The following is a 24,140-nucleotide window of genomic DNA, read 5'->3' as shown; positions in this document are numbered from 1 at the left end:
TCGTGTGAGAATCCGGCACATATTCTTTTAGGCAGCTATATGAGAGGTGAATAGATGAAAACAACAATTAATGATAACGATACGGAAATCATCCTGAAGGGCAGTCAGGATGAAGTGATACGAAAAATGCTTGATAACAGACTTTTTTGTCTGATCAAGATGCCAGCCAAGAAACCTAAGCAGATGATCAGTGAATGTTCGTCCAGTGTCTTTGTCGGCAAAATGAACAGCGGCATGGACAGGACATTCGCCATTAGAAATGCCGGTTCAAAAACCATATACGGTGACTGCGAATACTATCTGTCAATTTACTATCAGAGAGGAACAGATGACAAGAGTAAAGGGTATTTTGAGCACAGATTGGAATATAGGAAACCACATTGTATCTCCATTACTTATCCTTCACTGGATGAACTGATGACTTTCCTTAACGGAAAGGAACTGGTCCTGATCACGAACTGGATGAATTACGGAAATATGGAGGCCTATAAAGTTGAAGATTTTCTGAAAAATCTTTTGTTTATATGGAAAGAGTGTGGATCGAAATATATACGCAAGGATGAGTTCTGTGACGTTAGGGTCTTCCTTACACGAGTTGAAGATGAGAGTTCCTATCCTGAGTATGGGCTCTATTGTGAGGATATCCGCAAGTTTGATATAAGGAATCGGATCGTTGGTCAGTTTTCCAAGAAGAGCAAAGAATTCTTCGGTAAAGAAAAATATTATTCTGCCGAGTTCGAGACGCAGACAGATGATGTTCAGGCGGCTTACTTTTTGACAAGATTTCACAGCAATAGACGTTGGGATGCTGATCCGGTCAACATAGTAAATGTTAGGATCTCTGCATTTATCCTGCCCGGAACAATATCTCCGAAGAAAGCTAAGAAGCTTCCGTTGAAAAAGAAAACCATAAACGAAGTGAGCGGTGCTGAATACATGATCGAATCGATCCACTGTAACTCGGATATCTTTCCTGACTTTGATGAGTTTAAGGAATATGTTGCCAACTATCTGGCTTATTTTGCTTGTGACTAAAGGAACTCGAATAATCGCAAAACGCTGGAAACGCCTGTAAATAGGGCGTTTTACTTTTTAAAGCCACCAAAAAGCCACTAAACTTTGAACTCACACATTATTATGGGCTGATGCTCATTTGTGTTATCAGATCCGAAGCGATGTCTGAAAAATGATATCAGGAGCTTTTTACTACGATGTTATAATATGGGAGACAGAGGGAAATCCTTTGTCGAAAATATTTAAAAATCATTATTTAACCATTCATACAAATATGTAGATTGTAAATGCATCATACTTGTCATTATTATCTTAGAATAGCTTGAATTGTCCGAATAATCGACTTTGGAATACTTCTGGTCCTACCTTGGCAAAACATAAAAATCGTATAGAATAATAGCAAGAGTTACGTATGGTAGTTTCTCGCAGTAATACAAAGCTTTTAGGGAGGTACAGGTCGTGGACAAGTCTTTTGTTGGTAATGGAAAAACGATTGTTTTTAAAGAAGCTGAGAATACGATTTATATTGGCAGATCTGGTGCGATGGGGGCAATTGATCATTCTCCAGAATCAACAATCCCGCTGCATACGTTACAAACAATTGTGTATAGAAGAGGCTCTATCTTTGCAAATGGTATTATTCAGTTTGGTACACTTGGCGGACAAAGTGATATCAATACCGTATTCTTCTTCCCCGGAAAGAACGATGAGGCATTAGAGTTTAAGAATTATGTTGAAAAGAAATTGCGCGAATATCAAGAGCGCCCACAAGGCCAATCAGTTGTTCAGCAAATATCTCAGGCAGATGAACTCAAGAAGTTCAAAGAACTCTTGGATGCTGGCGTAATAACGCAAGAAGAATTCGAAAAAAAGAAGCAGCAAATCTTGGAGTCCTAAATAGACATCAATTGTTGGCAATTTCACGAATATAATTAACTGTTATGAAATGACCTTCGTCAAGTAGTATTATTTCTTCATATCAATACCTTTCATCTAACAACATTTGGAAAGAGCCAATATAACAGTCTCCGACAAGTAGCCACTCTGTTATTCGTGGATTGGTTACCGACAGGCTAATGGTTTCGTCGAGAGCCTTGCTATCTAAGATCGTGGATCACCTGATCAGGTGCGCACATAGTTCGTCCGCAACTGGCTCAACCGTCATGTGTTTTTGGCTCCTTCCAAATATCGTCAGCTATGTTTCTCATTAAGCTACCCTTTCTTCAATGTTATCTGTCATCATTCCCCAAACAAAACAGGCAAGTTCTCTTGCTATGGCTGCTATCGCGACATTTTTCTTCTTTCCATGCCGTATCAACCTATAGTACTTACTGCGCATTCGGTTGTTTGCCCTATCTGCGTACGATATAACTTGAACACTGTTTCCTTGTTGGCGTTTTTTCAAGTCCTTTGATTTGTACCCGATATTACCTTTACATATTCCCCAAGCAGCTTCTACAAGAAGCCTTCGCAGATTACTGTTCCCTGCCTTGGTGATCCCAAGTCGATTTATCTTATCGGAGCTTGAATGTTCACCTGGTGCCAGACCAAGATATGCTGCATAAGCATTACCCTTTGCAAATCTTTTGAAATCTCCAGTCTCAACTATCAGAGATAATGCGACATGTGTTTTAACACCAATAAAACAACCGAGTTTCTTTACCTTATCCGCATACTTTTCCTGTGCAGCTATTTCCTCGATGCGAGTGTCGTATTTTTCTATCTTGTCAGTCAATTCAAAATATGTGGCCATATACTCATCAAGAGTTTCCTGATATAAAGGTGGCAGTTTTATTGCTGATAGCCAGTCCAAATGCATCTGAGTCCATTTACCTTGAGGATAGTAGTATCCGTGACGAAGACAGAATGCGTTTATCTGTTGCTTGATTTTTTTCAGGGCAAGTTTATGGTCATCACGCATTCGCAGGTATTCCTTCACGGAATCGTCATCTTCTGTAGGAATATACACAGGATGGTATCCGCCATACGATAGGCATTGTGCAATCATTAATGCATCTCGTTTATCTGTTTTAGTCCTCTTTCCTTGTTGGGTAAGCATCGTAGTAGGGGCCAAGATTACGCATTTGACACCTGCGGAAGTAAGCTGATTGTACAAGGTATATCCCAAGCATCCCGCTTCGTATCCGCATTCAATGTCATAGGTATCGTAAGGATCAAGTTTCTGTTTCACTTTCTCTATAAACATCAATATGTTCTTATAATCCGGTGCGACCTGAATTTTGGCATAGATCCTATCGTCAGCTCCGAATACAGGTTCCATTGCGCATAAGGTGTAATTTGTGCTGTGGACATCCATTCCTATCTTTAGTATTCTGTTCATAGTGACCTCCTTTGTATGTGGTAAATCCCATAGCTTTAGCATCAACTTTAAGCATATAGGTAAATCCACGATGCTACAAACGTGAGGTCATTTCATATTATCTAAGAAGCCTGCGAAAATGACTCGCAGGCTTCAATAATTTCAGGTTATTTTATAGAGGAAGATCATCAATGCACATGTAATAGACACCGAGCCGCTTGATCCGATCCTTTACATCATGCTTGATGCGAGTCACCTCATAAGGCTTCCTTTTTAGCCTAGCCAGGAGAAGCGCCAGTGTGCCGCCCCAAATAACAGTAATATTATTTTCCATCAGGTGGAATTCACGATAATCCTGTTTTACGGCGTTATCGTAACAACGTTGCAGGTTATCGCCACTCCTAAGTTAATGGAAGGTGCCATACAGTTCATCGCATACTGGTTTCAGGCTCTTGTTAATTTTGATGCGAGTGTGATCGGCTTTAGCCACAAGGTTGCTAATATCAGCAGCCTTATTCCGAACCCTACAGCATCCGGTATCGTTTTTTGGGCGCTGCTGATACTCATATCTGTTATAGTGATCGGAATCGTATATCTGACGATTTATAGCGTCATTATCCTCTATGTGAGATATCTGGAGACGAACCAGTTTGACAGATACACTGTGATAGCCGCTATAACGGCCCTGGCGTTCACCATATTCCTTGCGAATGTGATAAAGAGTATTGCACCTATAAATCTCTTCGCGATTCAAATAGACCTGTTCCTGGCTTATTCAGGGATACGGGCTTTGGTTGCTCGAAATAAATAATGATTATACTGATTTTGTATTTCTTTGGTGGTACACGCTCTGGGGCTTATTGTTTGAATGATACTTTTTAGAAACAGAGATAAAAATATCAGCTTCATTTGATATAATAAACAGGTGTTCTTTGGTTAATAAAATCGTTTTATTTTTGGAGATTACAATGAACCACGTTCAAGCATTTATAGTTAATATGGACATTCCACATGATTTGGATGAGCTTGCATGCAATATATTCATATCAGATTCGATAACAAATTCAATTAATGATATTCGTTCAACAAGTGATTACTATTTGGAAGATGAGAATGATGAAGATAGTTTAGCTGTATATATTATTGGAACAAGCAAACTGGAACAATATTCTGCTCCCAGACATGCTATGGTTGGAGATATATGCTTTTTTATGTGTCAAAGAACAGCCATGCAAACTTACACACGTTTGAGAAAGCAAGTATATGATTTGTGTGAAACAAACTTAAGCTACAGGGAATTCTGTGAGTGGTTTACAGATAAAACAGCATTCTATCCAAAGGAAGGAAAGAAAGAGTTATATCGGCTTTTCATTAGAGAGGAAAACACGTGGGCAGGACTTGAGACAGATGACTACATAATTGTTGAAAGCATGCCAAACGAAGCATTTCATAAAGTCAAAAACGTATATTGTAATGAGCGTGAACTAGGATTCGATCAAACTCATTTTCTTGAGGCATTTCATCTTGTTAAGAGTGGAAACTACAGGTATTTGCGGTTTAAACACAAATTGGCTGGAACCATCATATTTCATTTGCTTAATGTTTATAAAACAATTAATCAGTATTCCGGAAAAATATATGCCGTAGGAGTCGTAAGTACCCCGCCGGAGAATTTTGACTATCATAACACTGAAAGATGGCGATATGGTATCGTAACAGATTTTGAAAAATGCTTTTTACTTGATAATCCTATAGATCTATCAGAATTCAAGGATACCATAAGCTTTAGTCAGAGGGGTTCATTCACAAATGTTCTTGGACCAGCTTTTGAAAATCTAAAAACTATAATTGCAAGTAAAAATGAGGTTCCTGATTACTTTCTGGAAAGTGTTGCGGTACCGATACCCTTGAGTAAAATAGATGATTCTAATTGGCTTGAGGTAACAAATAAGCATAGAAGAGGATTCATTCTTGAGGATCAGTTCAGGGTATTTTATGTAAATAGACTGCTTCCGTTGCTTGGTGATATAAAAAAATACTATATGGAATGCCATTGCTATCACCCATCAAGTCATTTTACTCGCGTAGATAATGTTATTAAGTTTTGTGGAAAATACCTACCTGTAGAAGTTAAGCTGAGCATAGCAATAGAGAAAGATATTCTAGGACAATGTAGTTCTTATTGTGGTTGTACTAGAATTGAAATTGGTGATAAAGCTATTAACGTTAAGGATGCTTGGCAATATGTATTGGTGATCGATCGGGAAGCTGCATACATATATAGTCACAGTTCTAACACTCTAAAAAAGTTGATAGATTTAGATGATATTAGTATTGAACAGGATATAATCAGATTAAGAGAACAGATTAAGTTAGAGTTAATTTGATATAGAAGAGCAAGGCAACTCGCCACTTGGTTTGTGGGTGTGCGTGTTTAGCGGGATTCTCGAATGTCAATAATATTGCCTTATAGAGTAGTTTTGGAACTCTATCTACTAGATTATTCAGTAAGGATTCATGTATTTGACCTACATATAGGTATTAATGTTTGTTACTAGTTTTATATAATTGAGGATAATAGTCGTTGCTTAAAGGTTGCTAAAACCGTTGCAAAAACTCAAAGTGTCCCATTATCCTTTATTTACCTAAAACAAAATAACCTCGCATCTATATTAACGATTAAAGTATTAGTTGACTGATACTCCAGAAATAGTGCATCAGTCAACTGTCATCGAACTCTTCACGAGGATTTATCTTGACCGACGGATAATGTTTCTTTTGATGTTTCATCCACTGTTTTCTGCACTTATAGCTTGTTTTCCAGCATCTGTCCGTATGTCTCTCGTAAAAATATTCATAGCAATGTATACATCCCCAACCATGTAGACTGACCACTTCTTTGAATACAGGATCTTTGAACGGCCGATATTCTTCTTCCTGAATGGAGTTCAAAACCCGGGTGCGTCTGTTATATGGCGGTATTGGTTTCCTGCAACGATACACACCACAGTATGGCACGGGATCATACCTGTAACGATGTGTGATCCCGCAAAAAGTTTGAAGTTTCATGCATTGTAGTCCTCCTTGAATTAAACTAACTACTGCATGTCCAAATACCTCCTAAAATGTATATTGTTTGCCTCAGAATAAATTTAACAAAAAGGATGCGGCAAATCAGCCGCATCGTTTTTCAGAGAATTGGTTGGAATCCTTAGTCTTAATGATTTCTCTCAGATATAAGAATTCCGTTAAGTTACAAGACACATTTCTGTTTTTGTTAGGCCGTTATTACATATATTGCTGTTTGTGTCTTTATTACTTTCGGATCTGATTCTGCCATTGACGCTCTCCCAGACTGAGCTACACACCCGGAAACGGTCCTAATGCTCCGGTGCGGGTGGGTTTTAACCACCGTCCTTCATATGACGCTAACGGATCAGAACTTGTATGAGATGCCCTCTGGAAACTGCTCGAGCATCTCTTGGTTGTAATAATATCAGGTAACATGAGTACATTTATGTACATCTGACTGTGCTAATCTTCTTTATTCACATCAATCTCACCGATAATACTGCCTTCTTCGCGCATCCTGTCCATGTTACCGCTGTCAAAAGTGCGGGCGTCATCACAAATGACGATCTTGCCGACACCAATCTTCATGAAAATATCCCAAAGGCTGTCATCCGGTTTAATATCAAGCCCGTCAGTATCAACTCCGGATTCTGCAAGGCACTTCTTGAATTCATCGGTTTTTTCGTTCTTCGTTTCATTGTTTTCATTATCCATAAGATTCACCTCATTTGCTTTAACTAAACCGTGTGCTCTTTCTATACTTACCCAACCTTATTTTAGGTTGAGCGATGCCCGCATTTTGTCCCATCATTCCAACTACAATGAAGCTGGAAGAAGACCGGTATTTTCCCAAAGGAGATAACTTATGAAACAGTTGATCAGACCTGATATTGATTACACCAGATGTAATGCCTATTCAGCCACGGGATACATGTATGCTGCCATAAGCGTAAATAACAGACCGGTATTTGCCACCATTCATGAAGGTGAAACCAACCAGGAAACTCCTGATGACATGAAGGGTGGTATTATCGTTTTCCCTCAGGAATCGAATTGCATGCTGTTGTCCGCGGACAAATTAACGGATTGGATCAGGCAGAGATTCCCGGCATCTTCTGACAATAATTCCGGTTTGTCTGATGCAGATAAAGATGCTCAGGAACAAACCTCGGCAGGTTGGGCTGTCGGCAAGTTCTTCAAAGGCCGTTATACCGGTATAGAAGGGACAGTATATTCCGAAGACAGTTTATCCTTGGAAATTACAGGTGTCTCTGATGACGAATTGGTAAAGACAGGTGAAGAATTATGCAGAGCGTTTGATCAGGCACCTGTACTGATCAAAACCTATCCTGAACGGAACCGGATCTTTGTTGTCAGTGCAGACTGAGACTTACAAAAACGGGGCATTGAAGAATACCCCGTTATCTGTTCAGTACAAAGCAAATAAATTACGATATCCTTCCGTTCTCCGAATCATCACCGCTGTAAGCCCTGAATCTCTCAAGCTCCGTTCTGTACAAAAGAAGCTGTGCGGCTTCTTCCCCCGTAATGTATCCCATCCTCTCGGCGGCCTTAACAGAAAGGAGCTTGGTCTCATTGTCGGTGTCCCTGTCTGTCAGGATCAAAGCGAGCTTTGCGACCTTGACGATCACGGGATCTTCGATGTAATCCTCATCAGGCTTTCTTGCCGCAGGGATCCTTGTTAATTCTGCTCTTGCCGTGGTGCACCTCCTTTTCATCCTGAATGTGTTATTGTTTTCACCTCAATGATACAAGGAGTGATGCGGCAGAAATGACGCATGCCGACCTCAAGCTACAATCATGTAAGTCTGTACCAGATGACCGGATGGTCCTTTGTCCACTGCTCTCCGTCAATTGAATATATCTCTTCGAAATGCGGTGCCGGTTTATCCGAATGCGTTTCGGATAAATGCTTCCAACCGTAATCCATCCCTATGAGATACCTCGTGCCGAATTCCTTATATTTCTGAAGTATCCAATAAGCCGGATAGTGACCGCCGCCGAAACCTCCGTAAGCCACGATCACCTGGTATTCGGTCCTGATCTTGTTGGGGATGAGAAACTCCTCGGCAAAGAATTCATTAAGTGCCGCCACATATAAAATGGACGTCTCATATACGTTTACTACATCATTTATGCGGGATCTGACTTCAACATTCATCAGCAGCGATGAATTGTAATCCGAAGCTTTCTCAAAAGCGGCATATTCGTGGTCGAAAGGAAGATCCAGATCACGGAGCCTCTCGAAATGCTTCACTACGATCTCCGTCGAACTGTTCTTATACGCAATGCTTATCAGACGGGAATCCGGTTCGCAGAAATCGTTCCTGATCTGATAGTAGGCATCGCCTAAACAATCGGTATCACCAAAACTGTCAAACATTCCGCAAAGGTCCGTGAAGATGAAAAGATCCGGGAATTCCTGACCGTCATCCGTGGGCACAATGTTTTTCCTGTAATACCATTCCGAAATAAACAGCAGCGGCCTGAAATCTTTCCCTGCCGAAGGATACCAGCATATGTGCTTATACTCTCTGACTGCTTCCAATGTCGTTCTCATGATCGCGTCCTCCTTTGGTATTCTTTACGGTCATATTAGCGGGGGCGATGGGACAAAATGCGGCCATAAAATACGTCCGTCTCACATGCGCTAAATCTGGTGCATCCCCGGGTATAGACTCATGTTGTGAACGAAAAACATAAGGGAGGATTGCATATGAAATTGGCATTGGCATTATCAGAAAGAGCGGATCTTCAGGAAAGGATAGGCGATCTGGCGGCAAGACTAAACAAAAACGCAAAAGTTCAGGAAGGCGAAACGCCGACCGAAGATCCTTACGTTTTAATTAAGGAGTTGGATAGTTGTTATGCCCGTCTTGAAGTGCTTATCGCAAAGATCAATCACACAAATAATGTAACGATGTGTGGTGATGTTTCTATGGTCGATCTCTTGGCAAAAAGGGAATGTCTTTTGGGGAAAATCCAGAAGATGAAAAGTTTTCTCTTAAAGTCGAGCGATCTCATTGACCGTTATTATACGAAGTCTGAAGTCAGGATCTATAGTACTGTTCCGGTTGCGGAGATGCAGGAGAGATTGGATGTTCTCTGCAAGGAATACAGGACATTGGACGATAAGATCCAGGAGAAGAATTGGACAACGGAATTGATTTGAATATGTTGGTAGTTAGTCCGGGGTGAACAAGATCTCTTAGCGGATGAGAATGATCCGCTCGTACTGTATGGGCAGTGTTGAGTAGCAGAGGCTAAGGCTTTAGAGAGTCTTTGAGATGGCGAGAAAAAGGGTTCGAGTCCCTACGACAAATCAAGCTGTACGCAACACCTGTTTATCCACTATGATTTATGATTTACCACCAATTGTTAACCGACTGACGAGGGCGGGTTAGGGGAAATATTCAGGAGATAATAAAGTGACCAAATATGCATATCACTTAAGGCAGGACGGGATGTATTTCCCGGTAACTGCACACATTTACTGCAGTGGGGACGGAACCCTTATGGGAGAGGCAGAAGCCGCCGAGTTTATTATTGACTCAAATTCTTCCGGTGAGCATCTTGCAAAACAGGTGCTTGATACCTGGATGGGCGTCAAGGTCAGTAAGTTATGTCCCATGGCTCCTGATAATCTGGAAGTCAGCACATTCATTGTTCCTGCAATCAGCAACAGTCATAATCTTATGGAATACAGGCTCACTGATGAAGAAATGCTGGCGATCCATGAGAAATGTAACAACTACCATACCATGGGTGAGCTTAGAGCATATTTGTGTAATGTGGATATCGGTGCTTTACAGACCAACATCATGACCTTGCTTGATCAGGATTTTTGCCGGGTCCGTTACGGCGGCATCTACGACAGTCATGGTGAGCCTGAGTTATGGATCCGAATCAGTTCCGTCGGGGTTTCTTGGAATGATACGATCCGCTCGTTTGTAAATAAGTACAAGCAAATTCAGAAAGTTGAAAGAATCACCATATGCAGGGATCGGAAAGCTCCTGAAGATCCTAAAGGTAATTATGTCTGTACAGATGAAGGGTTAAAAGTCTATAAGGCAGACGACGGAATGTTGTATCTGCATATGCCTATCGGTGAGTACCTGTCCATGAACAACGACAAATAAGATGCGTTCTAAAACAAATTAGATTTATCGCTATGTTTATTCTTATCTTGCATGAGGCAGAAATATGAAAGTAAGTGTTACTGAAATCAAAAGATTTGAATCCGACATAAAGTTTGTTGATATAGATGTCATTTCCGAAGAAGAGAGATTGTTATCAACATGCCATTATCAAATAAAAGCCAGATATTACATCAGAGGAACTAAAGATAACATCAGTAAGATCAGACGCGAACGTTTTTATGTTGGTGCAGTCCTGACGTTATCCTGTTCGGATCTTCCTGTCGGGACTGAATTCAATGTTCCGTGGCACGGAGGCGTATCTTCCTGGTGTGTCTTAGAAAGAGATAAGGCTGTTGGTTTGATTAGTTTTGATTCCAGCGAGTACACAGAGGACGAAGTAAAACTGAAAAATATGCTTCGTGAATGGGCTGAAAAACACGGAATCAAGTTTGGAGACTAATATGGATATAATTGCCCGTTTAACAGAACTCTTTGAAACTCTGGATAAGTCAGACCTTCCAAATAAGGCAGAGCTTAAAGCCGAGGTTAAATGCTGCATCGATGCGATGATGCATTACTTCTCTGTCGTTTCAAACGAGCAGCTTCATTACCTTGAAAACCCAAAGGATAATCTCAATATGACTTCCATGATGGTCCTGGAAAAGCAGAGGAGCGAAGCCCATGACGCTGCCATCAATGCCTGCAGCAAGATAAATGAAATCTGCAGTGAAGTGAACACAGAAGTCATCTGTGACTTTGATACCAACGACAGAAGGAAAGTGGCGGAATTCTGCGGTATAGTCACTGGCGCACTGTTCTTCTCAAACATCAACAGCATGGTCATGTTTGGTAGATGGCTTCAATTCACTGAAAAAATAAAACCTTAAACAATGAAAAAATTTTTATAGCACCTGCAGCCCCCGCCGTCAACGGACGACGGGCCTGGCCTTACGATCCGGTTCCTCCCTTGATTGTTAATACAAAATTTGCTTTATCATAGTGAAATCTCATTTTTCTTTTACTAAAATCTTATTATCTATATATATGGAGGAAAGAAAATGGGATTTAAGAAGATCATGGCTGCCGCGCTGACTGCAGGATTGATGCTGTCATTTGTACCGGCGGTTTCCATGGCGGATACGACGGGATGGAAAAAAGAAGGTAATTGCTGGAAATACTATACATACGAAGACGGTTATGTATCCAATGCATGGAAGAAGATCGACGGCACATGGTATTACTTCGGACGTTATGGAATCATGGTCGCGGGAGTAAAGAACTATCAGATCGATAACAAGTACTACGATTTCAAGTCCAACGGCGAATGCCTGACTCTTTATGGAAAGAGCAGGCTCGAGCCGGGCTGGAACAAAGTAATAACCTCAGGTGTCGGATACAATTCAAAGACTCAGGAGGCGGCTTATTCATATAGCTGGGTCTATGCCGAAGAGAACGGTGACCTGTGCAGGGGCTGGCGTACCATCGGAGGTAGCAAGTATTACTTCAATAATTACGATGGCGTTATGTATTCCTGCGACACCGGTGGAAGATGGATAGACGGCCATACTTACTGGTTCAAGGAAAGCGGCGAGATGGTTACCGGATGGTACTATGGCGGCGGATATTGGCGCTATGCCGGATCGGACGGGGTAATGTACGAGTATAAGTGGCTGAATGAGGGCGGCAAATCCTATTACTTCGACTGGGCCGGCAGGATGCTCTGCAATGTCTCCAATTACTGCATCAATGAGAAATACTATTCATTTGATTCCAGCGGCAACTGCATTAATCCTGAAGGTTCCGAAAAGCCGTTCACCAAAGGCTGGGTTAAGGAGAACTCTGATGCCGATCAATATTCATGGTATTACATCGGTGAAGACGGTTTGCCCTGCAAAGGCTGGCAGAAGATCGACGGGAAATGGTATTACTTCTCGGCCGATGGGGATATGTATACGGGAAAAAAGAAGATCAACGGTGACTGGTATTGCTTCAGGGAAACCGGTGAGATGGTTACCGGATGGTATAGGTATCAGAAAGGCAATTATGAATACTGGGTCTATGCCGGATTGAACGGGAAGCTGTATTGCAGCAAGTGGCTCAACAGCGGCGGAAAATGGTATTACTTTGATGTGCAGGGGATAATGCTCGAAGATGCAAAGAATTTCAAGATAAACGGCATCTATTACGACTTCGATGCGAGCGGAGCCTGCAAGAATCCTGACGCCAAGGAAAAGAAGATCACCGGCTGGTTCGAAACAGACGTGGAATTCGGAGACCCGGCCGGATATTACGGAAAAGCCGAGTGGTACGGTTTCTGGTATTACTACGACCAGGACGGAAACATGTATACCGACAGGTGGCTCAACAGCGGCGGTAAATGGTATTACTTCAAATCTGACGGCCGTATGGTCAATTACGACGATTACTATATCAAGTCCGAAGGCAAGGTCTATGACTTCGCTTCCAACGGCGTCTGCCGGAATCCGTATAACGGAAGGCCGTTGGCAAAGGGCTGAGCATAAAAAGAGACAAATATTTATTAGGGAGGAAATATTTATGGGCATCAAGAAGATCCTGGCAGCAACAGTTACCGCAGGAATGTTATTGTCATTTACTCCTGCCGTCTCGATGGCGGATTCGACGGGATGGAAAAAAGAAGGTAATTATTGGAAGTACTATTCCTATGAAGACGGATATGTGACCAATAAATGGAAGCAGATCGACGGCAAGTGGTATTACTTCGGACGTCAGAGCATAATGATATCCGGAGTCGAAAACTATGTTTTAGACGGAAAGTATTACGATTTTGCTTCCAGCGGTGAATGCCTGAACCCTGAGGGCAAGTCTTCCCTGAAACCCGGATGGAACAAGGTCTGTACTTTGGACTATTTCAGTGAATTAGTCAAAGACTACTACACTTTTGACTGGGTCTACTACGATAAGAACGGCAACTACTATACGGGATGGCACTTTATCGGAGGCAGTTGGTACTATTTCTTTACATATATTGGAAAGATGGCCAGCTGCAAAGCCGGTGACTATCCTGAAGAGATCGATTCTGAATACTATTGGTTTAAGGAAAGCGGTGAGATGGTCACCGGATGGTACTACGACGGCCAATACTGGCACTATGCCAGATCAAACGGCACTCTTTATGTCAAAGATTGGCTTACCAGCGGCGGTAAGACCTATTACTTCAATCGTGAAGGAAGGATGGTCTGTGATGCTGTCAATTACAATATTGACGGTAAATACTATTCGTTCGATTCAAGCGGTGCATGTTTAAATCCCGATGGAACTTCTGAGACGGTTTCCGGATGGTACAAGGAATATATCAGCGAAGACAATTATGCTTGGTACTACTACGGTGAAGACGGAACGCTTTATACCGGTTGGAATAAGATAGGCGGCAAGTGGTATTACTTCGAAGAAAGCGGAAGGATGTGTGCCAGAACCAAAAAAAGTATCGATGGCGGGCTCTATTATTTCAAGAAAAATGGCGAGATGGTCACCGGTTGGTATAAGCACAAAGAAACCGATGATGAATATTGGGTATATGCCGGATCGAACGGCAAATTGTATGTCGATAGATGGCTTAACAGCGGCGGAAAGTGGTATTACTTCACCAAATGGGGAATGATGATCTCAGATGCCGAGAATTATACGATCGACGGTATAGATTACAGCTTCGATTCCAACGGAGTATGCAAGAATCCGAGTGCAAAATCCGGGAAGATCACAGGTTGGTACAAGAGAGCAGGAGAATACGGAATACATGTCAACGGAAAAATAGGCTGGTACTATTATTGGTATTACTACGACCAGAACGGAAACATGTATACCAACAAGTGGCTCAACAGCGGCGGTAAATGGTATTACTTCGATAAAAATGGTCAAATGGCATGCCGAAAGAATTTCTATATTTCATCTGAAGGCAAGACGTTTGATTTCGATTCCAACGGCGTCTGCCTGAATCCGTATAACGGAAGAGACGCGAAATTCAGCTGATATAAACCTGTTATTAAGTAATTAGAATAAAGACATAGTTAAATCTATTTCCGGGAGGAAATAATCATGGGCATCAAGAAGATCCTGGCAGCAACAGTTACCGCGGGAATGCTGTTGTCATTTACTCCTGCCGTCTCAATGGCGGATTCGGCAGTCTGGATAAAGGACGGTGAATTCTGGAGGTACTACACCTACGAAGACGGATATGTGACCTACGACTGGAAGAAGATCGACGGCAAGTGGTATTTCTTCACATACGAGGGATACATGGTATCCGGAGCAGATAACGTTAAGATCGAGGACAAGTTCTACGATTTCAAATCCAATGGTGAATGCACAAATCCCGAGGGAAAGAGCAAACTGCCTCAGGGCTGGAACAGGATAGTTTACAGTTTTGGATACAGTGTGATAACCCGGAAGTATGAGAAGAACTCAGGCTGGGTCTATGCCGACAAAAACGGGGACTTATACAAGGGCTGGCATTTTATCGGAGGCAGCTGGTATTACTTCGATGAATACAGTGGCATCATGTACTCCTGTTCAGGCCGGTATGCCGGTCCCAAATGGATCGACGGATGCAACTATTGGTTCAAGGAGAGCGGAGAGATGGTTACCGGATGGTACTATGGCGGCGGATACTGGCGCTATGCAGCATCTGACGGAGTACTGTTCGAGTCAAGGTGGCTCAAGGATGACGGAAAATCTTATTACTTTGACTGGGACGGCAGGATGTTGTGCAATGCCGCCAATTACAAGATAAACGGCAAATACTATTCATTTGATTCCAGCGGAGCCTGCATCAATCCTGAAGGTTCAGATGAGATTATCGCCCAGGGCTGGTATAAGAAGGCTTCCGGTTCTAACAGTTATTCATGGTATTACATGGGCGAAGACGGAAAGCACTGTACAGGCTGGCAGAAGATAGACGGCAAGTGGTATTTTTTCCGCGGTGACGGAAGTATGACTACCGGAATTCTGCAGACCGAAAACGGTGATTACTGTTTCAAGGATAATGGCGAGATGGTTACCGGTTGGTATAAGTACCAAAGCTTTGACAGTAAATATTGGATCTATGCCGGATCGAACGGCAAGGTGTATAAAGACAGATGGCTCAACAGCGGCGGTAAGTGGTATTACTTCACCAGCTGGTGGATGATGGTCTCAGATGTCAAGAATTATACGATAGACGGCATTGATTACAACTTTGACTCCAGCGGTGTATGCACGAACCCGAACGCCAAGGCAAAGAAGATCACAGGCTGGTGCGAAAAACCCACCCAATACGGACATGTGACAGGTTCCAATGAACCAAGATGGATTTATTACTGGTATTACTACGACAAAGACGGAAACATGTATACCGACAAGTGGCTCAACAGCGGCGGCAAGTGGTATTATTTTGATGTTGAAGGCCGTATGGCATCCGGCGGCAGTGTCTATATTGAATCCGACAACAAGGTCTATGACTTTGATTCGAACGGCGTCTGCCTGAATCCGTATAACGGAAGAGAACCGAATCTAAGCTAGATCTTTTACATTCTTTTTCAGGGGGGCTGTCTCAGAATTAAAGGGCCTTGAGGCAGCCCCTCTCAGTTTTTAATTGGAGGTCACACTTATGGGTATCAGGAAGATCCTGGCAGCAGCCGTTACCGCAGGAATGCTGTTGTCATTTACTCCCACCGTCTCGATGGCTGATTCGACAGGCTGGATAAAGGACGGCGATTACTGGAGGTACTACACCTACGAAGACGGATATGTGACCAACGACTGGAAGCAGATCGGCGGCAAGTGGTATTACTTCGGACGTCAGAGCGTAATGGTATCCGGAGTTGAGAATTACCGTATTGACGATAAGTTCTATGACTTCGCATCCGGCGGTGAATGCCTGAATCCTGAAGGAAAGACTTCTCTGAAACAGGGATGGAACAAAGTATGTTACCTGGGCTACGGCAATGAAGAAAACGAATGGGCACCGACATATTATTACTCCTGGCTCTACTTTGGTACGGACGGCAAGTACTATAAGGGCTGGCACAAGATCGGAGGCAGCTGGTACTATTTTTATGAAGGCAACGGCACGATGATGACCTGCAAAAAGGGCGAAGCTCCCATAACTGTTGATAAGAATAAGTATTGGCTTAAGGAAAGCGGTGAGATGGTTACAGGCTGGTACTACGACGGGCAATACTGGTTCTATGCCAGATCTAATGGTGCCCTGTATGTCAGCGAATGGTATACCGGCGGCGGAAAGACTTATTACTTTGACTATTACGGCAGGATGGTCTGCAATGCTGTCAATTACAAGATTGGCAAAAAATACTATTCCTTCGATCCAAGTGGCGCATGCATAGATCCTGAAGGCTCATCTGAAATAATCGTTCCCGGATGGTTTAAGGAGACTTTCAGCAGCAAAAGCTACGTATGGTACTACTGCGGAGAAGACGGAAAGCTTTACACCGGCTGGCATAAGATAGGCGGCAAGTGGTATCACTTCGGTGATAACGGAAGAATGGATGTCGGACTGACGAATATCGACGGTGATCTTTACTGTTTCAAAAACAGCGGTGAGATGGTCACTGGATGGTACTGTTTTCAGTATGGCGGACCGGAAGACTGGATCTGGATCTATGCCGGATCGAACGGCAAGGTGTATACAGACAGATGGCTTAACAGCAACGGCAAGTGGTATTACTTCGACAACTATGGAAAGATGATGAAGAACATCGAAAACGTAACGATCGGCGGAATAGATTACAGCTTCGACTCCAACGGTGTATGCAAAAATCCTGATGCCAAAGCGGGGAAGATCACAGGCTGGCATAAGAGGGCAGATGATTACGCGGTGCGCTCTGACGGAACCTTGCTCTGGTACTATCATTGGTATTACTACGATAAGAACGGAACCATGTATGCAGATAAGTGGCTCAGCAGCGGCGGCAAATGGTATTACTTCGATAATGACGGCCATATGGTTGACTACACCGATTACTATGTCGAATCCGAAGGCAAGGTCTATGACTTCGATTCTGACGGTGTCTGCCGGAATCCGTATAACGGAAGAAAACAGAATTAATGCTGGTTTCAGCAGTGTTTTTCATGGGGAGAACGGGAGCCATAGTGTAAAGAAAGCGTGATGAGGTCCGAATATGTACGAAATACCATATTATGACAACTGGAGACCCTCTGAAGAGTATACGATCAGAAAACTTCAGGCGTATATTGAAAACGGTGACAGGATTGAGTTTACGCCCGGAGAAAAGGAAGAGGTGAAAAAGCTCGTTGGTGAGAGAAGGCATGAGCTTTTGGTGGAATTGCTCAGACCTTTTCCCGCGGGACCGAAGATTCACGATGACTTCCGCATATATGGCAATATCTGCGATTATCATGAACTGGAGAACGGCTATATAAGGATCATATTTGAAGCCTCTACTCCGGAAATGTATAGATTCATGCGCCTTGCCGTAAACAACAACCTTGAATTGAGGACCTCTGAGGATAATCCGAACGTGCAGTATTACTATCCCAGGCGTGATAAGCCTGATAATCCTGTAATCAACATCGTGTTTTATCCCTATGAGTACTATTTTGAGATAGATGTAGACTGTGAGATAGCTACAAGAAACAACTGGCTGATCTCAAAAGACAAGTTGAAGTATGTTGAGGATAAGGACGCCGGAACTGTTATCTTTACTGATGATCCTGAAGTAAGGCAGCGCCTTGAGACTGAGAAGGCTGACTATCAGATAAGGTCCGTAAAAGAGATTGAACAATATGGGGGTCCTGAATACAAAGTCTACGAGGAATACTTTGTATCGGGACACAGATTCAAGCTTGAACTGAGAAATCACGGAAAAGAAGCCGAGTATAATCCCAAAGCAATTAATCCCTTGGGAAGACTGTGCTTTGTTGACGATGAAGACGTTCATTCAGCAACAGTGTCAAGTACTTCAGTGAATAATCCCAGTAATCCTCCTCCCAATCAATGCAGAACTGAGAACAATACACCCAACACCAGGGATCTGTGGAATGATTTGTTCAAGGACTATTGGCGTGCGGAAATATATCTGTACAACTCGGGATTTGGCCAGTGTATAGGGATTGAGATTGAGTATTCGCCCAATTCTGGTAAGCACAGGAATCTGCTTATTTTTGACTATGGAAGACACACAGGAACAGGGCACTGGTCAGATGATATACTCGAAACTGCGGTTGAAAATGATCTGATCAAGCGGTGTGAAGCCATGTGGAATTCCGGCGGCAAGGTGTATTTTATGGTTTCTCACAATCATCGTGATCACTGCAACAAATTTGAGGGTTTGCTTGGTGAACTCCAAAATAGAAACCATGCCCGTGAACTAAAAGATTCAGTATTTATATTTCCTCATAATACTGGTCCAAATAGCGGATGTTTTATTCATTTAATGAATTGCACAACTCCATATATTATGGATGAGGAGCTGGGAACGGTCATAAGCGTTGGTGATATAAAGGTTTGTCAGGGCAGGATCAGAAACGGACGCAATACCTCAGGTGAGTATTGGAAAAATGCCTCGTCGATCATGCTTCAGTTAAAGAAAATAATAATGCCTGCGGATTGTTTCTATAGCTGCTGGCCCGATGAATTCGGCAAAGACAGTAATAACCAGGATAAGATTTTTGATAATCTCATTCTTCCTCATCACGGATATCTGTTACCATGTGATGCTGACAGCAGAAGAAGTGAGAACAAGGCTGTCGTTGACAGGGTGTGTGACGGGAATACGCAGCTTTATGTATCCCGTGATGATCCGGGAGATGTGGATGCGGTTCGTAATAAGCTTGGCATTGACCAAAACCCGCTGACAAAAACCTATGCTCTGAGTAACGGGAGTATATATGTAAACATACAGGATAGTTGAGATGGTCTTAAGTTCACAGCGGAAATCAGGAATTATCTGTCTTTTCCACCCTCGTTATAAAATCCAGGTTATCCAGCTTCTTCGTTGCAACGAGGTAATTGATGCTGTCGTCTGACTCTGCCATTTCTTCCGCGTTTTTTGACGCGACGGAATGCTTTATGGTCAGGCATTGTCTGATGCCGTCAATATCCACCTTTATTGAATTCTTCTCTTCCAGATACTTTATTATGGCAAGCAGGGCATAGTGATCTATTTCAGCTTCGGTAACGGGAGCGGGTTTGCCGTAGTTTTCATCGGCAGCCTGCTTTAATGCATCGTCCATTGCCGACTGCTGATAGTCGTAGAGCCTGTGAGGCGAATCAGGCCATTCTTCGTATGTGGGAGCCGAAACGTTCGGGACGTATTTGATCAGGTAATAACAGAAGTCATCATAAGCCCTGCGTTTATCTTCTTCGGATGCGTTTGCATCGTAGAAGTCCTTATGTAATATGCTCAGATACTCCTGCTGCCCGCTGATGTATTTTCTTTCCTCATAATGATGTTCCTTTGATTCCTCAGCGATGTCGGTCTCTGTTTTCTTTTTCCTGCTTTCTTCGGTCCTGTCCATGAAATACTTGCGGACAACTTCGAACTTGAACTTATACCTGTCGAGTTCGGACAGCTTATACCAGTTTTTTACGTCTGACCAGTTGTATTTGGGAAAACACTCACGCAAATGCGTCCTGATATATTTTCGGGCAGCAGTCTTCCGCTTGGCTGTCTCGTATTGAAAGTTATATAAATCGAAGATCTCGATATAGACGGATTTTGTATTTCTCATAGCGACTCCAAAAGTAACCTAAAAGTAACTATAAGGTAGCATAAAATCAAGAAATATCAACTACTCAGGTAACTAAGACCCATGGTTTAATGAAGCCATCTTCGAAGAACGCAAAAAACGAATAAGGAGAATCAGAAAAATGTATAAATTTGAAGACTTTATCTACATAAGAAGGAATTACTTCTTAACCAATCTGTTATTAAAAAACAAGGACGAAGAGTCCTTTGAGGAAAGGCTCGGCAAGTGTTATCAGCTTCAGAGAGTTTTCAGAAGAGGCCTTGAGCTGCTGCCCGAGCACGACAGGAAACTGTTCCTGGAATACATCAATCATCCTAATGTCGGCAGCCCGTTCTTTATCCCGATGTTTGATGGCGAGAAGTGCCAGAACCATGCCCGCATGATCGTCAACAGAGCGATTTACATAATGGATGACTACTTAAAGAAAAACGGCTTTGAGATACACATCCCATGGATCCATCTGACGCATGTGGTGTATGGAGTTCCGACAGATGAGGACGAAGAAGACAGCAACATAGCTGACGACGTAATCATTCTCGACAGTCCTGAGGAGTCACAAAAAGTGAAGACTGCTTCCACGGGCAGTTCAACAACAAAAGCACGTGATATCAATAAGCTGAAGATGACCAAACCTCTTGTATCAGAACTGTCAGAGAAGGAACTCTGCCAGAGAGTAAGGCAGCTCTGTGTCGAGAACGATCTGCCCAGGGAACTGGAATTCTATATCCTGTCGGCAGTAGTGGAATACATAAACGAAAGCACAATAATGCCCATACTCCTTGAAGGTGATCCGGGCATAGGAAAGACATTCTTCGGTAAAGTCTTTGCTGACATCCTTGGCTTGGAATACTATAAGATATCTGCTCCCGGCGCGGCAACAGGAAGAGGTCTTACCGGTGATTCACCCTCATACAAGGAGTCGAGACACGGCGAGATAGTTAATGCGATGCTCACGGCAAATGCAACCAATCCCGTAATCCTGATCGATGAGATAGATAAGTGTGTTCCGGGATCCAATCACTCGATAAGCGACGAACTCTTAAGCTGCCTCGACAGAACAAGAGTCATAAGAGACCAGAATCTTGAGATGGAGATCAGCACTGCCAATATTCCGTTCATTCTTACGGCAAATGAACTCAAGAATGTTCCGCTCTGGCTTAAGGATCGCTGTGTTATCGTTGAGTTTCCAAAGCCTGACGTAGAGAGGATCTTATCCATCGTTACCAAGCAGTTCAACACACTCAGGCAGAACAGTCTGTACCGTGGCAGGATCACAATAGATCAGGAAGATCTGAAGAAGATCGTATCTTCTATGAGATCCAAAGGAACAGTATCACTCCGTCAGTATGTGAGTCTGATTGAAAATGCAGCCAAGGCTGCATACTTTGAGATGCTTGAAGGTGATGCGGATACGGCAGTGATTGACGAACGTATCTTAACCCAAGCATTGGCCCGTTCAGGCGGAGCAGCAAGGGAACACAGGATCGGGTTTGTCTGATAATCAGCAATTTGTCTGCTTTACGCGGTTTTTCTCCTTTTCTGTGATCAGCCCGGCGGGAAGCCGGGCTGGTTACAGAAATGAATAAGGTAATATGATTTTTTTAAGAATGATTTGGTTGGAGTAAATTCAAATGTAACATAAGCAAAATGAAGAACCTTTTTAATTGGATTTGATTGTTAGTGTTTATTTACACATTATATATGATATTGCCATACACAAAAAATATAATGAAAACATGACAATGGATTTTTGTTTGTTGGAGGTGTCTATTATTTATGAAATATACAATTAAAAAGATTGGGAGTGTTCTTTGCTCTTTGATTATTTCTTTAAGTGTTATATTGTTTTTTTACAATGAATCCCTGGCCTATCGGGTAGTTGCTTCCGGAACCTGTGGAGATAATATTACATGGTCTTTGGATGAGGGCGGTACCTTGCTTATTTCTGGTGAAGGTGATATGCCAAAATGGTCAAATACTAGTGAAGTGCCTTGGTGTAATAAAAGATGGTCTGTTGAAGCAATAGTTTTTTCTGGGAATATTACTTCTATAAGTGGAGGTGCGTTTTATAATTGCAAAAACCTAGGGCGAATAGATATTCCTGATAGTATTACCTCAATTGGTGCAAAAGCATTTATGGATTGTGAAATTATATATAGAATTACTTTGCCTGATAGCATAACTTCAATTGGTCAAAGTGCTTTTTCAGGGTGTAAAAATCTAAGTTCTATTAATATTCCGAATAGCATTACGAGAATTGAAAACAATACTTTTGGAAATTGTAAGAATTTAAAAAGTATTGCTATTCCGAATAGCGTAACTTCAATTGGTGAAGGAGCTTTTAGCAGTTGTGAAAAATTGACTAGTATAGATATTCCCGATAAAGTAACTGTTATAGGCGGGACTGCGTTTTATAATTGTAGGAACTTAACAAGTATTGATATTCCAAACAGTGTATCTTCAATTGGTGAAGCTGCATTTAGTGGATGTGAAAATCTCACTTGTGTTAATATTTCAAAGAACATTACATCTGTTAATAAAAATACCTTTTGGGGATGTACAAGCCTTGCAAATGTGGAGATTCCCAATAAAGTAACCTCAATTGGCGAAGGTGCATTTTCTGGTTGCTCAAGCCTTGCTAGTGTTAGTATCTCAGATAGTGTTACTTCAATAGATAATAATGCATTTATGGGTTGTTCAAGTCTAACAAATTTGGTAATTCCCGACAGTGTAACGTCTATTGGCGGAGGTGCTTTTGAAAATTGTCCTAATTTGACTTATGTTTTGCTTAACAAGAAAGCTTATAGTGCTGTTATTTTCCCAGACCTTTCTTCTGATATCTTTCATTACTACTATGACGTTATGTATTATAACGATGGCCATGGGATGGTCAGTGGAAAAACCAGGACATACTGTAATGATTCATTTGAAATAACAGTAACACCTGATAGTTGTTATCAAATTAGCCGAATAGAATGGTCTAATGGCAATGAAGTAAAGATATTATTTCCTGATACAAATGGCAAGTATACTATGCCTGATTCAAATTCGACTGTAACAATTTATGCAGTAAAAACAGCAACACACACTGCCGTAATAGATAAGGCTATTGCACCAGATTGTATTCATCGGGGTTTAACGGAAGGCAGTCATTGCTCTGCTTGCGGTGAAGTAATCAAAAGTCAAAAAATAGTCGATGCAACAGGTCATACAGAGGTTTTTGATAAAGAGGTTGCACCTGATTATACCCATACTGGATTAACGGAAGGCAGTCACTGTTCTGTATGCGGTGAAATATTCAAAAGTCAAGAAGTTGTTCCTATGTTGAAAGGATGGGTAAACAATAAAGGCCTTTGGTGCTTCTACGATGGAAAAGGCGCTAAAGTAACGGGTTGGCAAAAACTTGGTTCTTGGTATTATTTCAATAATAATGGGGTCATGCAGACTAGTTGGGTGAAAGATGGCAACAACTGGTACTACTTGGGTGATGACGGTGCTATGAAGACTGGTTGGCAGAAAGTTAATGGACTTTGGTACTATCTGAATTCTAGTGGTGTTATGGAAACAGGTTGGAGACAAATTAATGGAGTTTGGTATTACTTAAAACCTAATGGAAGTATGGCAGCAAACGAATTCTATGATGGTTACTGGCTCGATTCAGACGGTAAGTGGACATATAAGGCTAAGGCTACTTGGAAGAAAGATTCTCGGGGCTGGTACTATCAAGATACGAAGGGTTGGTACGCTAAGAATAGTACTTGGAAGATTGACGGTAAGAACTACAATTTTGATGCGATAGGTTATTGCACGAATCCTTAATTATTTTTTGA

Annotated in this window: 21 protein-coding genes; 16 read left to right on the top strand and 5 right to left on the bottom strand. The window is 42.1% G+C overall.

Going from position 1 to position 24,140, the window contains the following annotated elements:
* The first annotated feature begins 54 nt into the window (after positions 1-54).
* Both BO18_RS23980 and BO18_RS23975 read left to right on the top strand, forming a co-directional pair.
* The gene (locus BO18_RS23980) at positions 55-1,035 is read left to right on the top strand and encodes a hypothetical protein (RefSeq protein ID WP_034450207.1); all 981 of its coding nucleotides are present in this window, start codon (positions 55-57) and stop codon (positions 1,033-1,035) included.
* A 438-nt stretch (positions 1,036-1,473) separates the two neighbouring features.
* Positions 1,474-1,911, top strand: a complete 438-nt coding sequence (locus BO18_RS23975; RefSeq protein WP_034450206.1) for an SHOCT domain-containing protein — start codon at positions 1,474-1,476, stop codon at positions 1,909-1,911.
* A 310-nt stretch (positions 1,912-2,221) separates the two neighbouring features.
* On the opposite strand, the gene BO18_RS23970 is transcribed toward BO18_RS23975, so the two are convergent.
* Positions 2,222-3,355: an IS110 family transposase gene (locus BO18_RS23970; protein ID WP_034447655.1), complete on the bottom strand. Its 1,134-nt coding sequence runs from the start codon at positions 3,353-3,355 to the stop codon at positions 2,222-2,224.
* 316 nt (positions 3,356-3,671) lie between these two features.
* On the opposite strand from BO18_RS23970, the gene BO18_RS23965 reads away from it, so the two are divergent.
* Both BO18_RS23965 and BO18_RS33450 read left to right on the top strand, forming a co-directional pair.
* The gene (locus tag BO18_RS23965; protein ID WP_185752565.1) at positions 3,672-4,145 is read left to right on the top strand and encodes a DUF6040 family protein; all 474 of its coding nucleotides are present in this window, start codon (positions 3,672-3,674) and stop codon (positions 4,143-4,145) included.
* 157 nt (positions 4,146-4,302) lie between these two features.
* Complete coding sequence (locus tag BO18_RS33450) at positions 4,303-5,721, top strand: hypothetical protein (protein WP_051689111.1); 1,419 nt, start codon at positions 4,303-4,305, stop codon at positions 5,719-5,721.
* Positions 5,722-6,868: 1,147 nt separating this feature from the next.
* On the opposite strand, the gene BO18_RS23955 is transcribed toward BO18_RS33450, so the two are convergent.
* Positions 6,869-7,120, bottom strand: coding sequence for a hypothetical protein (locus BO18_RS23955; protein ID WP_034450203.1), 252 nt, complete (start codon positions 7,118-7,120; stop codon positions 6,869-6,871).
* A gap of 151 nt (positions 7,121-7,271) precedes the next feature.
* Between BO18_RS23955 and BO18_RS23950 the strand changes: the two genes are divergently transcribed.
* Positions 7,272-7,793, top strand: coding sequence for a hypothetical protein (locus tag BO18_RS23950; RefSeq protein WP_034450199.1), 522 nt, complete (start codon positions 7,272-7,274; stop codon positions 7,791-7,793).
* Positions 7,794-7,854: 61 nt separating this feature from the next.
* On the opposite strand, the gene BO18_RS23945 is transcribed toward BO18_RS23950, so the two are convergent.
* A complete protein-coding gene (locus tag BO18_RS23945) occupies positions 7,855-8,145 on the bottom strand; it encodes a hypothetical protein (RefSeq protein ID WP_034450197.1) in 291 nt (96 codons plus the stop codon).
* An 80-nt stretch (positions 8,146-8,225) separates the two neighbouring features.
* The gene (locus BO18_RS23940) at positions 8,226-8,987 is read right to left on the bottom strand and encodes a DUF7663 domain-containing protein (RefSeq protein WP_034450196.1); all 762 of its coding nucleotides are present in this window, start codon (positions 8,985-8,987) and stop codon (positions 8,226-8,228) included.
* A gap of 156 nt (positions 8,988-9,143) precedes the next feature.
* Between BO18_RS23940 and BO18_RS23935 the strand changes: the two genes are divergently transcribed.
* From BO18_RS23935 to BO18_RS23895, 9 genes are all read left to right on the top strand, one after another.
* A complete protein-coding gene (locus BO18_RS23935) occupies positions 9,144-9,599 on the top strand; it encodes a DIP1984 family protein (protein ID WP_034450194.1) in 456 nt (151 codons plus the stop codon).
* 256 nt (positions 9,600-9,855) lie between these two features.
* The gene (locus BO18_RS23930) at positions 9,856-10,566 is read left to right on the top strand and encodes a hypothetical protein (protein ID WP_034450192.1); all 711 of its coding nucleotides are present in this window, start codon (positions 9,856-9,858) and stop codon (positions 10,564-10,566) included.
* Positions 10,567-10,630: 64 nt separating this feature from the next.
* Positions 10,631-11,026, top strand: a complete 396-nt coding sequence (locus BO18_RS23925; protein ID WP_034450190.1) for a hypothetical protein — start codon at positions 10,631-10,633, stop codon at positions 11,024-11,026.
* A 1-nt stretch (position 11,027) separates the two neighbouring features.
* The gene (locus BO18_RS23920; RefSeq protein ID WP_034450188.1) at positions 11,028-11,453 is read left to right on the top strand and encodes a DUF3232 domain-containing protein; all 426 of its coding nucleotides are present in this window, start codon (positions 11,028-11,030) and stop codon (positions 11,451-11,453) included.
* 171 nt (positions 11,454-11,624) lie between these two features.
* Positions 11,625-13,082: a hypothetical protein gene (locus BO18_RS23915; protein ID WP_034450186.1), complete on the top strand. Its 1,458-nt coding sequence runs from the start codon at positions 11,625-11,627 to the stop codon at positions 13,080-13,082.
* Positions 13,083-13,122: 40 nt separating this feature from the next.
* Entirely contained in the window at positions 13,123-14,574 is a 1,452-nt protein-coding gene (locus BO18_RS23910) for a hypothetical protein (protein WP_034450183.1), read from the top strand.
* Between the two features lie 66 nt (positions 14,575-14,640).
* Positions 14,641-16,101 (top strand): hypothetical protein, encoded by a 1,461-nt coding sequence (locus BO18_RS23905; RefSeq protein ID WP_034450181.1) that lies wholly within the window; start codon positions 14,641-14,643, stop codon positions 16,099-16,101.
* A gap of 88 nt (positions 16,102-16,189) precedes the next feature.
* Positions 16,190-17,647 (top strand): hypothetical protein, encoded by a 1,458-nt coding sequence (locus BO18_RS23900; protein WP_034450178.1) that lies wholly within the window; start codon positions 16,190-16,192, stop codon positions 17,645-17,647.
* A gap of 73 nt (positions 17,648-17,720) precedes the next feature.
* The gene (locus BO18_RS23895; protein ID WP_034450175.1) at positions 17,721-19,472 is read left to right on the top strand and encodes a hypothetical protein; all 1,752 of its coding nucleotides are present in this window, start codon (positions 17,721-17,723) and stop codon (positions 19,470-19,472) included.
* 25 nt (positions 19,473-19,497) lie between these two features.
* Here BO18_RS23895 and BO18_RS23890 read toward each other — a convergent pair whose 3' ends face one another.
* Entirely contained in the window at positions 19,498-20,292 is a 795-nt protein-coding gene (locus BO18_RS23890; protein WP_034450173.1) for a hypothetical protein, read from the bottom strand.
* Positions 20,293-20,431: 139 nt separating this feature from the next.
* On the opposite strand from BO18_RS23890, the gene BO18_RS23885 reads away from it, so the two are divergent.
* Both BO18_RS23885 and BO18_RS33445 read left to right on the top strand, forming a co-directional pair.
* On the top strand, positions 20,432-21,808 hold the full coding sequence (locus BO18_RS23885) for an AAA family ATPase (protein ID WP_034450169.1): 1,377 nt from the start codon (positions 20,432-20,434) through the stop codon (positions 21,806-21,808).
* 278 nt (positions 21,809-22,086) lie between these two features.
* On the top strand, positions 22,087-24,129 hold the full coding sequence (locus BO18_RS33445) for a leucine-rich repeat protein (protein WP_051689110.1): 2,043 nt from the start codon (positions 22,087-22,089) through the stop codon (positions 24,127-24,129).
* Positions 24,130-24,140: the final 11 nt, after the last annotated feature.

Source organism: Butyrivibrio sp. AE2032 (assembly GCF_000702965.1).
This window is presented reverse-complemented; position numbering and strand designations above follow the sequence as displayed.

Coding starts and splice junctions, on each gene's coding strand:
- BO18_RS23925 (WP_034450190.1), top strand. CDS start 10,631: ATGAAAGTAAGTGTTACTGAAATCAAAAGATTTGAATCCGACATAAAG.
- BO18_RS23980 (WP_034450207.1), top strand. CDS start 55: ATGAAAACAACAATTAATGATAACGATACGGAAATCATCCTGAAGGGC.
- BO18_RS23950 (WP_034450199.1), top strand. CDS start 7,272: ATGAAACAGTTGATCAGACCTGATATTGATTACACCAGATGTAATGCC.
- BO18_RS23890 (WP_034450173.1), bottom strand. CDS start 20,292: ATGAGAAATACAAAATCCGTCTATATCGAGATCTTCGATTTATATAAC.
- BO18_RS23900 (WP_034450178.1), top strand. CDS start 16,190: ATGGGTATCAGGAAGATCCTGGCAGCAGCCGTTACCGCAGGAATGCTG.
- BO18_RS23895 (WP_034450175.1), top strand. CDS start 17,721: ATGTACGAAATACCATATTATGACAACTGGAGACCCTCTGAAGAGTAT.
- BO18_RS23910 (WP_034450183.1), top strand. CDS start 13,123: ATGGGCATCAAGAAGATCCTGGCAGCAACAGTTACCGCAGGAATGTTA.
- BO18_RS33445 (WP_051689110.1), top strand. CDS start 22,087: ATGAAATATACAATTAAAAAGATTGGGAGTGTTCTTTGCTCTTTGATT.
- BO18_RS23885 (WP_034450169.1), top strand. CDS start 20,432: ATGTATAAATTTGAAGACTTTATCTACATAAGAAGGAATTACTTCTTA.
- BO18_RS23915 (WP_034450186.1), top strand. CDS start 11,625: ATGGGATTTAAGAAGATCATGGCTGCCGCGCTGACTGCAGGATTGATG.
- BO18_RS23920 (WP_034450188.1), top strand. CDS start 11,028: ATGGATATAATTGCCCGTTTAACAGAACTCTTTGAAACTCTGGATAAG.
- BO18_RS23955 (WP_034450203.1), bottom strand. CDS start 7,120: ATGGATAATGAAAACAATGAAACGAAGAACGAAAAAACCGATGAATTC.
- BO18_RS23940 (WP_034450196.1), bottom strand. CDS start 8,987: ATGAGAACGACATTGGAAGCAGTCAGAGAGTATAAGCACATATGCTGG.
- BO18_RS33450 (WP_051689111.1), top strand. CDS start 4,303: ATGAACCACGTTCAAGCATTTATAGTTAATATGGACATTCCACATGAT.
- BO18_RS23905 (WP_034450181.1), top strand. CDS start 14,641: ATGGGCATCAAGAAGATCCTGGCAGCAACAGTTACCGCGGGAATGCTG.
- BO18_RS23935 (WP_034450194.1), top strand. CDS start 9,144: ATGAAATTGGCATTGGCATTATCAGAAAGAGCGGATCTTCAGGAAAGG.
- BO18_RS23945 (WP_034450197.1), bottom strand. CDS start 8,145: ATGAAAAGGAGGTGCACCACGGCAAGAGCAGAATTAACAAGGATCCCT.
- BO18_RS23970 (WP_034447655.1), bottom strand. CDS start 3,355: ATGAACAGAATACTAAAGATAGGAATGGATGTCCACAGCACAAATTAC.